General features: G+C 60.0%; 11 protein-coding genes. 7 read left to right on the top strand and 4 right to left on the bottom strand.

Annotated features, from left to right (window positions below):
* Positions 1-40: 40 nt before the first annotated feature.
* The gene (gene leuS / locus N645_RS0107515; protein WP_024460893.1) at positions 41-2,503 is read right to left on the bottom strand and encodes a leucine--tRNA ligase; all 2,463 of its coding nucleotides are present in this window, start codon (positions 2,501-2,503) and stop codon (positions 41-43) included.
* 155 nt (positions 2,504-2,658) lie between these two features.
* Between leuS and N645_RS0107510 the strand changes: the two genes are divergently transcribed.
* The 7 genes from N645_RS0107510 to N645_RS0107480 all read left to right on the top strand — a co-directional run bounded on the left by N645_RS0107510 (position 2,659) and on the right by N645_RS0107480 (position 8,773).
* Positions 2,659-3,573 carry an alpha/beta hydrolase gene (locus N645_RS0107510; protein WP_024460892.1) on the top strand — a complete coding sequence of 305 codons (915 nt, stop codon included), beginning with the start codon at positions 2,659-2,661 and terminating at the stop codon, positions 3,571-3,573.
* 139 nt (positions 3,574-3,712) lie between these two features.
* On the top strand, positions 3,713-4,486 hold the full coding sequence (locus N645_RS0107505) for a rhamnogalacturonan acetylesterase (protein ID WP_024460891.1): 774 nt from the start codon (positions 3,713-3,715) through the stop codon (positions 4,484-4,486).
* 297 nt (positions 4,487-4,783) lie between these two features.
* Positions 4,784-5,095, top strand: coding sequence for a 50S ribosomal protein L21 (rplU, locus tag N645_RS0107500; RefSeq protein ID WP_024460890.1), 312 nt, complete (start codon positions 4,784-4,786; stop codon positions 5,093-5,095).
* 14 nt (positions 5,096-5,109) lie between these two features.
* Positions 5,110-5,367: a 50S ribosomal protein L27 gene (rpmA, locus tag N645_RS0107495; RefSeq protein ID WP_024460889.1), complete on the top strand. Its 258-nt coding sequence runs from the start codon at positions 5,110-5,112 to the stop codon at positions 5,365-5,367.
* A 470-nt stretch (positions 5,368-5,837) separates the two neighbouring features.
* Complete coding sequence (cgtA, locus tag N645_RS0107490) at positions 5,838-7,031, top strand: Obg family GTPase CgtA (RefSeq protein WP_024460888.1); 1,194 nt, start codon at positions 5,838-5,840, stop codon at positions 7,029-7,031.
* Between the two features lie 149 nt (positions 7,032-7,180).
* Positions 7,181-8,308: a glutamate 5-kinase gene (gene proB / locus N645_RS0107485; RefSeq protein WP_024460887.1), complete on the top strand. Its 1,128-nt coding sequence runs from the start codon at positions 7,181-7,183 to the stop codon at positions 8,306-8,308.
* Positions 8,309-8,311: 3 nt separating this feature from the next.
* Positions 8,312-8,773, top strand: a complete 462-nt coding sequence (locus N645_RS0107480) for a DUF4442 domain-containing protein (RefSeq protein ID WP_024460886.1) — start codon at positions 8,312-8,314, stop codon at positions 8,771-8,773.
* A 6-nt stretch (positions 8,774-8,779) separates the two neighbouring features.
* Here N645_RS0107480 and N645_RS0107475 read toward each other — a convergent pair whose 3' ends face one another.
* From N645_RS0107475 to N645_RS0107465, 3 genes are all read right to left on the bottom strand, one after another.
* Positions 8,780-10,255, bottom strand: a complete 1,476-nt coding sequence (locus N645_RS0107475) for an AAA family ATPase (RefSeq protein WP_024460885.1) — start codon at positions 10,253-10,255, stop codon at positions 8,780-8,782.
* A gap of 257 nt (positions 10,256-10,512) precedes the next feature.
* Entirely contained in the window at positions 10,513-11,517 is a 1,005-nt protein-coding gene (gene cydB, locus N645_RS0107470) for a cytochrome d ubiquinol oxidase subunit II (protein ID WP_024460884.1), read from the bottom strand.
* On the bottom strand, positions 11,517-12,887 hold the full coding sequence (locus tag N645_RS0107465; RefSeq protein ID WP_024460883.1) for a cytochrome ubiquinol oxidase subunit I: 1,371 nt from the start codon (positions 12,885-12,887) through the stop codon (positions 11,517-11,519). Before N645_RS0107465 ends, cydB begins: the two co-directional genes overlap by 1 nt.
* Positions 12,888-12,910: the final 23 nt, after the last annotated feature.

The following is a 12,910-nucleotide window of genomic DNA, read 5'->3' as shown; positions in this document are numbered from 1 at the left end:
TCGCGATCGCGCTGGGCGGGCAGCTCCCGCCCAGCAGGACTCAGTTGGCGACGATATTGACCAGTTTGTTGGGTACGACAATCACCTTGCGTACCGTCACCCCGTCGAGAAAGCGCTGAACATTGGGCAGGGTTTTGGCTTGCTGCTCGATGTCGTCTTTGGGGGCGTCAACCGGCGCCTGCATCTTGTCCCGTACTTTGCCGTTGACCTGAACCACGATTTCAATGCTCGAGCGGGTCAGGGCGGACTCATCCAGTGCGGGCCAGCGGGCGTCCAGCGGAATATCCTGGTGTCCCAGTGCCGACCACAGCGCCTGGGTGATGTGGGGCACGATGGGGGCGAGCAGCAGGACCGAGGCTTCCAGTGCCTCGCGCTCCACCGCGAGCCCCTCCGGGGTTGCCCGATCGGCCCGCTTGCCCACTTCGTTCATCAGCTCCATCACCGCCGCAATGGCGGTGTTGAAGGTCTGGCGACGGCCGTAGTCATCGCTGACCTTGGCGATGGTTTCGTGGGTTTTGCGGCGCAGATCTTTCTGGGCATCCGGCAGGGTGTCGGCATTCAGGTCGCCCGGCTCACCCGCCTGCAGGTGGGCGTGAACGGTTTTCCAGAGCCGGCGCAGGAACCGGTGGGCGCCCTCCACACCGGAGTCGCTCCACTCCATGCTCTGCTCCGGCGGAGCGGCAAACATGGAGAACAGACGCACGGTGTCGGCGCCGTATTGTTCAATCAATTCGCCCGGGTCCACGGTGTTGCCTTTGGACTTGCTCATTTTGGCGCCGTCTTTGAGCACCATGCCCTGGCAGAGCAGGCGGTCGAACGGCTCATCGCAACTGACCAGGCCCTCATCGCGCATCAGCTTGTGGAAGAAGCGGGCGTACAGCAGGTGCAGGATGGCGTGCTCGATGCCGCCCACATACTGGTCCACGGGCAACCAGTAGGCGGTGGCTTCCGGGTCCAGCATCCCTTTGTCGTACTGCGGACAGGTATAGCGGGCGTAGTACCAGGACGATTCCATAAAGGTGTCAAAGGTGTCGGTTTCCTTCTCCACCGCCTGGCCGTTGAGTTCCGCCTTGCGCCACTCGGGGTCGGCCTTGATCGGCGACTGGACGCCATCCATGACCACATCTTCGGGCAGCAATACCGGCAGTTTGTCCGCCGGCACAGGGATTTCGCCGCCGTCGGGCAGGTTGTACATCGGGATGGGTGCACCCCAGTAGCGCTGACGGGAAACCCCCCAGTCGCGCAAGCGGTAATTCTCGGTGACTTTGCCTTGACCGGCGGCTTTCAGGGCCTGGGCGATTACCTCAAAGGCCGCATCAAAATCCAGACCATCGTATTCGCCGGAGTTGACCAGCACGCCTTTTTCGGTAAAGGCCTCCTGGCTGATATCACAGGGCTCATCGCCTTTCGGTGCGATCACCTGTTTGATCGGCAGATCGTATTTATGGGCAAACTCGAAATCCCGCTGGTCGTGGGCGGGCACCGCCATGACAGCGCCGGAACCGTAGTCCATCAGCACATAGTTGGCGATCCAGACCGGAACCGGCTCGCCGGTAATCGGGTGCTTGGCCTTGATCCCGGTATCCATGCCTTTCTTTTCCATGTTGGCCATATCGGCCTCGGACACGGACTGCTTTTTACAGGCCTCGACAAAGGTCGCCAGTTCCGGGTTGTTTTCCGCCAGCGCCAGGCTGATCGGGTGTTCAGCGGCAAGACTGACGTAGGTGACGCCCATCAGGGTATCGGGACGCGTGGTGTAAACATCAAAGCTCTGGTGCTCCGCCACCGGTTCGACCAGCTCAAAGCGCATTTCCACGCCCCGGCTCTTGCCGATCCAGTTGCGCTGCATGGTTTTGACCTGCTCCGGCCAGTGGGGCAGCTTGTCCAGGTCGGCCAGCAGCTGATCGGCGTAGTCGGTGATCTTGATGAACCACTGGGCCAGCTCCCGGCGTTCCACCTGAGTGCCGCAGCGCCAGCAGCAGCCTTCCTCTACCTGTTCATTGGCCAGCACGGTCTGGTCTTCCGGGCACCAGTTCACCGCCGAGTTCTTTTTGTACACCAGCCCTTTTTCGTACAGGCGGGTGAAGAACCACTGCTCCCAACGGTAATAATCAGGTTTGCAAGTGGTTACTTCGCGGGACCAGTCAAAGCCGAACCCCAGCTCCTTGAGCTGCTGACGCATGGCGTCGGTGTTGGCGTAGGTCCATTTTGCGGGAGCCGTGTGGTGCTTGATGGCGGCGTTTTCCGCCGGCAGACCGAATGCGTCCCAACCCATCGGGTGGAGCACGTTCTTACCCTGCATCCGCTGATAGCGAGCGATCACATCGGAGATGGTGTAGTTGCGCACATGGCCCATGTGCAGCTTGCCGCTGGGGTAGGGGAACATGGACAGGCAGTAGAACTTTTCGCGGCTGCGATCTTCCACGACCTTGAAGGTCTGATGCTCGTCCCAGTAACTCTGGGCCTGGGTTTCGACATGCGCGGGATGATATTGCTCTTCCATCGGGGTGTTGGGCCTGTTTCGGTCTGCGAAATGGTAAAAGGCGCAATTATAGAGCCTTGGGGGCGATAAAGCGAAGGGCCGCGGACGCCGTTTGATTATGGTAAGCTCCGGTCGCTTATAAACAGAACAATTGCCCCACAACAGAGGGAGTTTTCATGAGAGAGAGTCTTAGGTTTTTTACTGTCCTGAGCGTGCTGCTGAGCCTGTCCCTTGTGGCTCAGGCCCAGAGTGAGCGCCCACAGTCGCCGTTCCGGATCTGGTCCGAGCAGGCACCCGTCGAGCCGGATCGCGAGCATATTCGAAACGACCGCATCGTGGCGGTCGATAACCCCAGCATCACCCCCTTTTGGCCGGAAAAGCCGAATGGTGCGGCCGTCGTGATTTTTCCGGGCGGTGGCTATAAGTGGCTGGCGTTTGAAAAAGAGGGCGTCAAGGCGGCGCGCTGGCTGAATGAGCTGGGGGTAGCTGCCTTTGTGGTCAAATACCGCCTGGAAGACTACGGCCACCCGGCTCCGCTGCTGGACGGCCTGAGGGCGGTTCGGTATGTGCGGGTGCATGCCGCCACCTGGGGGTTGGACCCGGAACGCATTGGCGTACTGGGCTTTTCGGCCGGAGGACATCTAGCGGGCAGCGTGGCGCTGCGCTCAGGGTTTACCCACGAAAGCCTGACGGACGACCCCTGGGGGCGGGTCAGCGCACGGCCGGATTTCGCCATGCTGCTCTACCCGGTGGCGACCATGGAGGACCCCTATACCCATAAGGGATCCCGGCAGGCGTTGCTGGGGGAAAAACCGAGTGCGCAGGATCGCGCTGAACACTCGCTGGAAAATCAGGTCAAACCGGGAGCGCCGCCCCTGTTTCTGGTGCACGGCAACGGCGACCAGAGTGTACCGGTGGCCAACAGCCTGCAGCTCTATGAAGCGGCGCTGCCCCACAGTCCGGCCTCGGAACTGCACATTTACCAGACCGATCGCCACGGTTTTGGCCTGGAGCCCAATGAAGGCACCGCCTCCAACTGGCCCCGCGCCGCCGAGGATTGGCTGCGCCTGAATGGCGTGTTGGGTGAGTAGACTATTACGGCGGATGCGGCCTCCGGCCTTATCCGCCCTACGGATACTGCCATGGCCGGCGTAGGGCGGATAAGGCCGGAGGCCGCATCCGCCGTAACCCAGCTCTAAGATCAATATAAATACAGAGAGAACCAGAACAATGACATCAACCTCCTTTTTACACAGCCTCACCCCCTTACTGGCCGCCGCAGCGCTCCTGGTTGGCTGCGCCACCCAGGCCCCCGTCGAAGAGGCGACCAAGCCCACCCTGTTCCTTGTCGGCGACTCCACCATGGCGGACCAGCCGAAAGAAAAATACCCGGAAACCGGCTGGGGTCAGGCGCTCCCGGGATACTTGACCGACGGCATCGAGGTGGAAAATCACGCCAAAAACGGACGCAGCACCAAGAGTTTTATCGACGAGGGGCGCTGGGAGGCTGTCATGGAACGGCTTCAGGCGGGGGATTTCGTGGTGATGGGCTTCGGCCATAACGACCAGAAAGACTACGATGAAACCCGCTACGCCGCCCCTTGGACGGACTATCGGGCCAACCTGGAGCGGATGGTCGATGACGTATTGGCCCGGGGCGCTAAGCCCATCCTGGTAACCTCCATTTACCGCCGGGCATTCACCGATGACGGGCAGCCCGAAGCCACCCTGGGTGACTACCCGGAGGTGACCCGCGCCGTCGCCAGCGAGCGGGGCGTGCCTCTGGTGGATCTGAATGTCATGACCCGCCAGCTGCTGCTGGATGCCGGCGTAGCGGGCTCAGCCAACATCTATATGCAGATTCCGGCAGGAGAGTACGCCAACCTGCCCGATGGCAAAGACGACAACACCCACCTGCAGCGCCGGGGCGCCCGACAGGTCGCGGAACTGTTCGTCCAGGGCGTCCGCCGTCAATCCCTGCCTCTGGCCGACTACATTCGCTGATTTTCGCCCGGCCTGAGGAGGAGCAGTCCTTTCAAGACACGCCGTAAACCCATCCATGGGGGCTCGACGCGCGGAATCCCGCCGCTTACGGTCTTGAAAGGACTGCTCCTCCTCAGGCCTATCTGCCATGATTCAGGTTGGATTAAGGTGGGTGTGTGTCAATAGGAGATAGCTATTGCTATCGGGCGCCACTTCGCATACAATCGCCGCCCTTGAAAAACCGAACCAACGACGCAAGCCCCGGAAAGCGCCCTGAACGCTGCTTCGTGTCGTCCAAACTGAGTATTTGGAGCAACTATGTACGCAATTTTTGAAAGTGGTGGCAAACAGCACCGCGTCGTGGAAGGGGAAACCCTCAAGCTGGAAAAAATCGAAGTCGCCACCGGTGAAACCGTGGAATTCGACAAGGTTTATCTGGTTGCCAATGGCGACGACGTCAAAGTGGGCGCTCCCGTCGTAGACGGCGCCAAAGTGACCGCCGAAGTGGTAAGCCACGGTCGTGGCGAAAAGGTGCGGATCATCAAGTTCCGTCGCCGTAAGCACTCCATGAAGCGTCAGGGTCACCGTCAGTGGTTCACTGAAGTGAAAATCACTGGAATCAAAGGTTAAGAGGAGTTTAGACAATGGCTCACAAAAAAGCAGGCGGTAGTACGCGCAACGGGCGCGATTCCGAAAGTAAACGCCTTGGCGTTAAAGTATACGGTGGCCAGGCCATCCCCGCCGGCGGCATCATCGTTCGCCAGCGCGGCACTCAATTTCACCCCGGTGTGAATGTGGGTATTGGTAAGGACCACACCCTGTTCGCCAAGGCCGAAGGCCGGGTGAAGTTTGAAACCAAAGGTGAGAAAAACCGTAAGTTCGTCAGCGTCGAAGTCGCTTAAGACGTCCTTAAATTCGGTTGTCGCCCTAGGGCGAACACACCTCGGAAAGCCCTGTCGAACTATCGATGGGGCTTTTTTGTTGGTTTAGACTGGTTTCTTTGGGGAAGTTGGGAGCGGGGCTCGGCGGGGTATACCCTTGCAAGACACGCCGTACATACGTCCCTGTAGGCTCGGATCGCGGGTCCCCCGCTCTACGGCTACGGTCTTGCAAGGGTATACCCCGCCGAGCCCTTCACGTTGGGCAGCTCCCCACTTAAACGCAATGTTATTGAGAGTGGGTAGAAAGCGAACTCAACTCAAATGATGGCACTTAGGCCAGGAAGGCGGTGTACTGATCCCGGACCGTAGAGCGGGGGACCCGCGATCCGAGCCCCCAGGGATGGGTTTACGGCGTGTCCGGGATCAGTACACCGCCTTCCTGGCCGGAATCGTTATTGGCACCAGTTAAATATTCTGTCGGGAGTAAGAAAGTGAAATTTGTAGATGAAGCGCCCATTCACGTCGAAGCGGGCAAAGGCGGCAACGGTTGCCTCAGCTTCCGACGGGAAAAATTTATTGCCAAAGGCGGCCCCGATGGGGGTGATGGTGGCGACGGCGGGAGTGTGTACCTGGTGGCTGACGAAGCCCTCAACACCCTCATCGACTATCGGTTCCAGCCCCGCTACCGCGCCCAGAATGGCGAAAAAGGCGGGAGTAAAAACTGCACCGGCAGCAAAGGCGAAGACCTGCTGCTGCCGGTACCCGTCGGCACCACCGTCATCGATAGCGACACCGGCGAACAGCTTGGCGATTTGACCGAAATCGGCCAGAAACTCAAAGTCGCCCAAGGTGGCTTTCACGGGCTGGGTAACACCCGGTTCAAATCCAGCGTCAACCGCGCGCCCCGGCAAACCAGCCATGGTACCGAAGGCGAAATGCGTAACCTCAAGCTGGAACTGAAAGTATTGGCGGACGTTGGCCTGCTGGGATTGCCCAATGCCGGCAAATCCAGCTTCATCCGTGCCATCAGCTCCGCCAAACCGAAAGTGGCCGACTACCCCTTTACCACCCTGGTGCCCAACCTCGGTGTGGTCAAAGTACAGAAACATCGCAGCTTTGTCGTGGCCGACATTCCGGGGTTGATTGAGGGCGCCGCCGATGGCGCCGGTCTTGGGATTCGCTTTCTCAAGCACCTCACCCGCTGCCGGGTGTTGTTGCATATCGTCGACATGGCGCCGCTGGACGACTCTGACCCGGTCGAGCAGGTGCGCACCATTGCCAACGAGCTGGAGAGTTTCAGCCCGACCCTGGCCACGCGGGAGCGCTGGTTGTTGTTGAATAAAATCGACCTGCTGCCGGAGGATGAAGCCGAGGCGCGTTGCCAGGCCCTGGTGGACGAGCTCGGTTGGGAAGGGCCAGTGTTCCGTATCTCGGCGCTGCAACGGCAGGGCACAGAGCCCCTGTGCGGCGAGCTGATGACGCACCTGGAAAACATCTGGGAAACCGAATCCGAAAATGGAGAGGCCCGCGAGCGCGAGGCGCAATTCCAGGCGGATATGGCCGCGGAAGTGCGCGAACGCGTCGAAGAGCTTCGCTTGCGTCGCCGTGCGGCACGTAAGGGTGACGACGATGATGACGACTTCGATGACGACGACTATGATGTCGAAGTAGAATACGTACGTTAAGCACTCACAGGCCACATGGCGGATGCGCCTTCGGCTTATCCGCCCTACGCCAACTACCAAAGCAATTGTAGGGCGGATAAGCCGAAGGCGCATCCGCCGTTCGCAGGTGTCGCCATTTTGCCAAACAGGATGAACGGAACACGCTACCTATGACAGACCGACGTTCGGTAACCACCACTCAGCGCTGGGTCGTTAAAATTGGCAGTTCCCTGCTGACCAACGATGGCCGAGGGCTCGATGTCCGCGCGATTAACGACTGGGTGGCGCAAATGGCCGAACTGCGTCATGCCGGTGTCGAGATTGTATTGGTGTCCTCCGGAGCCGTGGCTGCCGGCCTGACCCGGTTGGGCTGGACGCGTCGCCCGACCGCGGTGCATCAGTTGCAGGCCGCCGCGGCGGTCGGTCAGATGGTACTGGTACAAACCTACGAAAGCGCCTTCCAGCAATACGGTCTGCATACTGCTCAGGTGCTGCTCGACCACGATGACCTCTCGTCCCGCCAACGCTACCTGAATGCCCGCTCCACATTGCGCACGCTGCTCGACCTGGGCGTGTTGCCCGTCGTGAATGAAAACGACACCGTGGTCACCGATGAAATCCGGTTTGGTGATAACGATACCCTGGGTGCGTTGGTGGCTAACCTGATTGAAGCGGATCTGCTGGTCATCCTGACGGATCAGTCCGGCATGTACGACAGCGATCCGCGCTCCAACCCCGACGCGAAGCTGCTGCCGGAATTGTCCGCCGATGATCCGACCCTGGAAGCCATGGCCGGCGGAGGCGGTGCCCTCGGGCGCGGCGGTATGTTGACCAAAGTTAGAGCCGCGCGGGTCGCTGCTCGCTCGGGTGCCGATACCCTGATTCTCGGCGGGCGCACCGAGCGGGCGCTGCTGCGTGCTCGGGCGGGCGAACCGCTGGGAACGCTGCTGCACGCCGGGCAGGAACCACAGGCAGCGCGCAAGCGCTGGATCGCCGGTCAGTTGCAGACCCGTGGCACCCTGGTGCTGGATGAGGGAGCGGTCAAGGTACTGCGGGAGAAAGGTCGCAGCCTGCTGCCGGTGGGCGTCAAGTCGATCCGGGGGGCTTTTACCCGGGGCGATATGGTGGTGTGTGTCGGACCCGATGGGACGGAAATTGCCCGGGGTCTGGTCAATTATTCCGCCGACGAGGCGCGCAAGATTCTCGGTCGACCCAGTGGCGATATTCTGGCCTTATTGGGTTACAAGGACGACGATGAACTGATACACCGGGATAACCTGGTACTCACGGAAGGGTAAGGGATGAACTGGAAATGGGCCCGTCGGCTGGTAAATTTTTGGCCACCGTTGTTTTTTGCCGGCATCAAAGCGACGTCTATCAGTGAAGATTTTCGGCGTATCGAGGTGGTTCTAAAGCGCCTCTTCCACACCCGCAATATGGTGGGTACCCAGTTTGGGGGCAGCCTGTTTGCCATGACCGACCCCTGGTACATGATGATGCTGACCTACAACCTGGGGAGGGATTATTTTGTCTGGGACAAAAGCGCTCACATCGATTTTATCGCCCCGGGACGCACGGCGGTCCGAGCGGTGTTCAATCTTGATGATGCCACCCTGGAGCGCATCCGGGCCCATACCGCCGATGGCAAAAAATACCTGCCCAATTTTGCGATCGATATTGTGGACGATAATGGCCACCTGGTGGCCCGAGTGCATCGCACGCTGTATGTGCGCGCCAAACCGCACAAACGCCCGCAGGGCTGACCCGGCTCAGGCGGGGATGGTGCGCTCCGCTGCCCACTCCCGCAACTGCCTCAGCGGCTCTGCCATCACCACCGAGAGTGGGCTGGTGTTGCCTATCTCCCTCAGGATGCACTCGGTACGAATCCCGTCTCGCCCCTCGCTGTAGCGCGCGGCGACAATGGCCTGCTCAATCTCCGCACCGCTAAAGCCTTCGCTCGCTTCACTCAACAGCGCCAGGTCAAACTGCTCGGGGTTCAAATCCCGCTTGCGTAGATGAATGTCAAAAATCGCCCGGCGCACGTCGGCATCGGGCAGATCGACAAAAAAGATTTCGTCGACCCGACCCTTGCGAATCAGCTCCGGTGGTAACTTGCTGATATCGTTGCTGGTGGCGGTGAAAAATACCGAGTTCTTGCGCTCCGCCATCCAGGTGAGCAGGGTGCCGAGCATCCGTCGTGAGGTGCCGTCGTCACTGTTGCCCTGTGCCAGGCCCTTTTCGATTTCATCCAGCCAGAGAACGCAGGGCGCCATGGCATCCGCCATCGCCAAAGCTTCGCGCAGGTTGCGCTCAGTTTCGCCGTGGTACTTGTTGTACAGAGCGCCGATGTCCAGGCGCAGCAACGGCAGGTTCCAGGTGCCGGCCACGGCCTTTGCGGCCAGGCTTTTGCCGCCACCCTGGACCCCGAGCAACAGGATGCCCCGGGGTTGTTCTACCCCCGGGTCCCGGCTGTGAAAGGCCTTGCCGCGAGCCTCCAGCCAGCGCTTTAGGTTGTGCAATCCCGCCACCTGGGAGAAGTCGGCCGTCTCGTACTCGTAACTCATGACCCCGCCCATATCCAGCAGGGAAAACTTGGCTTTATTGACCGCCGGCAGATCCTCTTCGGTGATGGCGCCGTCTTGCCAGATGGCCACCCGCACCAATCGTCGTACATCGCTGGCGCTCAAGCCTTGGAGGTTGGCCATCAGCCGCCGCAGGGTATTGTTGTCGGTTTTGATGCGCTTCTGACCGTTCTGTTCGGCGTAGTGACGCGCCTCTTCCCGGATGATCGCCAGAATGCGTTCGTCCGTGGGCAGAGACAGTTGAAAGGAGGCGCTGTAGCGGCTGATTTCCGGCGGCAGCGTCAGTCGGTGACTCAGCAACACGATGGCATGGGGTGTCTGCTCGTGTTTAAGCGCAATGTCCTTGAGAAGACGCACAGTATGGGGTTGATCGTTCAGGTAGGGGTGCAAATCGCACAGCAGATAAATTCCCGGCGTACCCTGTGCCTTGATGTGCTCCAGCACTTCGGCCGGCTCCTGATGCTCACGCCCTTTGGGAACCAATTGGGGGCCGAAACCCATCGTGGTCAATCCGTCGGTCACCGACCAGCGATACAGCGGCCGCGCTTTATCCCGCGCGACCCGCTGGAGTAAGTTGATGGCCTTGTTTTCTTCATGAGTCTCAATGACCACCAGCGGGACTTTGGAGTCCAGCATCAGGGACAGGTCGTGTGCGTCTTGCATCTTATTGGTGTTCCTTAACTGAAAAGTGACGCTGAAACGATAGGAAGCGGTGTCTCGCTTGTCAATAGGCGAAGAGGGGTAACGGCGGATGCGCTTCGCCCCGATGCATCGGACCGATCCATCTTATGTGACGGCTGGTGTGGCAACGGCGGGTGCGCTTCGCTTATCCGCCCTACGGATAGCACGGCAGGTCGCGTAGGGGCCGAGCGCAGCGGTATTAAAGCGCATCCGCCGTTACCGAAAGCAATTTTGTCGCCTCAATAGTACGTCAACTCCCGCGCCTTACCCCAGAATACACGGTAGGCGAACAGCGTATAGGCAATGATCGCCGGCAACACAATCACCACACCCACCAGAATGAACTTGAGCGATTCCGGGGCGCTGGCCGCCTCCCAGAAGGTGAGCTGTTCGGGCACCACGTAGGGGAAAAAGCTGTATGCCAGGGCGGAAAACGCGAGCACGAAAAGGGCGATGGCGATGGCAAATGGCAGCCAGCAGCCAAAGTCATTGTCGTAGGGAAAGCTGGACAGGTAACGGTCATTGATCAAAAACAGGAAGAAGCTGAGCACCGGGATGATCAACAGCAGAAGCGTCAGGTCTCCCCCCAGCCACTTGTCGAACACCCGCTCGCTGATCATCGGGTTGATGACCGACACGGCGACCAGCCCCAATGCCATCAACCAGGCGCAGCGGCGCGCCCAGCGTGCCGCCCGTAGCTGCAGCTCGCCTTCGGTTTTCATCACCAGCCAGGCGGCGCCAATCAGGCAGTAGCCGGCGGTCACGCACACCGCGCTGAGAGCGGCAAAGGCGTAGGCGGCGAGGCTCTGTTCAAAGCCCATGACGTAAAGCCCGAGCATGTAACCCTGAGATAAGGTCGCCAGCAGTGAGCCGGCCCAGAAAGCGAAGTCCCAGCGGGTTTTGTGATCCACCGGCGCCTTGGCCCGAAAGTCAAAGGCGACACCGCGCAGAATCAATCCGGCCAGCATCAGCGTTACGGGCATATACAGCTGAAACAGGATCACATTGTGGGCGGCGGGAAAGGCAATCAGAATAATGCCGACACCCAACACCAACCAGGTTTCATTGGCGTCCCAAAAGGGGCCGATGGACGCGATCATGGTGTCGCGCTGGCGCTCCGAGTCTCGCGGCAACAGGATGCCCACTCCGAGGTCATAACCGTCAAGAATGGCATAGATGAGAAACGCCACACCCATCAGTGCCATGAAGATCAAAGGTAGCCAAAAGGCTTCTCCGGTCGGCATCACAGGGCACCTCCTTCATTGCGGACCATCGGGTTGTATTGATCCTGCAGGGTGTTGACCTCTTCGTCGCGGTCGACCAGTACCGCCTTGCGGGCGATCAGGAACAGGGCGCTGATGTAGGCCACCAGAAGACCGGCATACAGCGTCAGGTAGATGGCGAGCGATATGGCCACATTGCCTCCGGGGACGGTGGTGACGGCCTCGCTGGTGCTCAGAACGCCGGTTACCAGCCAGGGTTGGCGGCCAATTTCGGTGACGTACCAACCGGCGAGGGTGGCGACCCAGCCCGAGAAGGTCATGGCCACGAATACCTTGAGCATCCAGGGGGGCACCGAGGCGCGCCGCCACAGCTGCCAGGCCCCTAACCAGGAAGCCGCGAGCATCAGAAAGCCCAGCCCGACCATGATGCGAAAACCCCAAAACACCGGCGCGACGGGCGGATGTTCATCGGTAAATTCGTTCAGCCCCTGCACCTTACCCTGCCAGTCGTGGGTGAGGATGAAACTGGCACCGCCGGGAATTTCCAGGGCAAAATGGTTGCGTTTCTGTTCTTCGTCGGGAAGCCCGAAAAGCACCAGAGGGGCCCCTTCGGTGGTTTCCCACAGGCCTTCCATGGCCGCCACTTTGGCGGGCTGATGTTTCAGGGTGTTCAGCCCGTGTAGATCGCCCAGCAGGATCTGCAGTGGAATCAGAAGTGCGGCGGCATAGACGCCGGTTTTCAATGCCAGGCGTGGAGCGGGCTTGTGATCGCCCTTGAGCAGGCGATAAGCCGATAGGCCCACCATCAAAAAGGCCGCCGTCAGCCCGGATGCGACCAGCATGTGGGCCAGTCGGTAGGGCATGGATGGGTTGAATATGATGGCCCACCAGTCCACCGGAAAGGCCACCCCATCGCGCATTTCAAAACCGGTGGGCGTGTGCATCCAGGAGTTGAGGGACAGAATCCAGAAGGCGGACAGGCTGGTACCGACGGCCACCAGAAAGGTGGCGATGGTGTGAACCCGATTGGAGACCCGGTTGATGCCGAACAGCATGATGCCCAGGAAAGTCGCCTCCATGAAAAAGGCAGTCAGCACTTCATAGCCGAGCAGTGGCCCGGCGATATTGCCCACGGTTTCCATAAAGCCCGGCCAGTTAGTGCCGAACTGAAAGGACATGGTGATACCGCTGACCACGCCGAGGGCAAAGCTCAGCGCAAACACCTTCACCCAGAAGCGGTAGGCCCGCATCCACACTTCGTCACCGGTGCGGTTGTGCTGAACCCGGAAATAAAACAGAAACCACGCCAAGGCGATGGTGATGGTGGGGAACAGAATGTGGAAACTGATATTCGCGGCGAATTGAATGCGCGATAACAACAGGGTTTCCATTGTTGGTACCTCGTTGGTTCAGG

Origin of the sequence: Marinimicrobium sp. LS-A18, from assembly GCF_000463525.1 — a bacterium.
GTDB classification, from domain to species: Bacteria; Pseudomonadota; Gammaproteobacteria; order Pseudomonadales; family Cellvibrionaceae; genus Marinimicrobium; species Marinimicrobium koreense.
This window is presented reverse-complemented; position numbering and strand designations above follow the sequence as displayed.

Bases quoted from the DNA above. Each gene is read 5' to 3' on its own strand.
- leuS (WP_024460893.1), bottom strand. From the start codon at position 2,503: ATGGAAGAGCAATATCATCCCGCGCATGTCGAAACCCAGGCCCAGAGT.
- N645_RS0107510 (WP_024460892.1), top strand. From the start codon at position 2,659: ATGAGAGAGAGTCTTAGGTTTTTTACTGTCCTGAGCGTGCTGCTGAGC.
- N645_RS0107505 (WP_024460891.1), top strand. From the start codon at position 3,713: ATGACATCAACCTCCTTTTTACACAGCCTCACCCCCTTACTGGCCGCC.
- rplU (WP_024460890.1), top strand. From the start codon at position 4,784: ATGTACGCAATTTTTGAAAGTGGTGGCAAACAGCACCGCGTCGTGGAA.
- rpmA (WP_024460889.1), top strand. From the start codon at position 5,110: ATGGCTCACAAAAAAGCAGGCGGTAGTACGCGCAACGGGCGCGATTCC.
- proB (WP_024460887.1), top strand. From the start codon at position 7,181: ATGACAGACCGACGTTCGGTAACCACCACTCAGCGCTGGGTCGTTAAA.
- N645_RS0107480 (WP_024460886.1), top strand. From the start codon at position 8,312: ATGAACTGGAAATGGGCCCGTCGGCTGGTAAATTTTTGGCCACCGTTG.
- N645_RS0107475 (WP_024460885.1), bottom strand. From the start codon at position 10,255: ATGCAAGACGCACACGACCTGTCCCTGATGCTGGACTCCAAAGTCCCG.
- cydB (WP_024460884.1), bottom strand. From the start codon at position 11,517: ATGCCGACCGGAGAAGCCTTTTGGCTACCTTTGATCTTCATGGCACTG.
- N645_RS0107465 (WP_024460883.1), bottom strand. From the start codon at position 12,887: ATGGAAACCCTGTTGTTATCGCGCATTCAATTCGCCGCGAATATCAGT.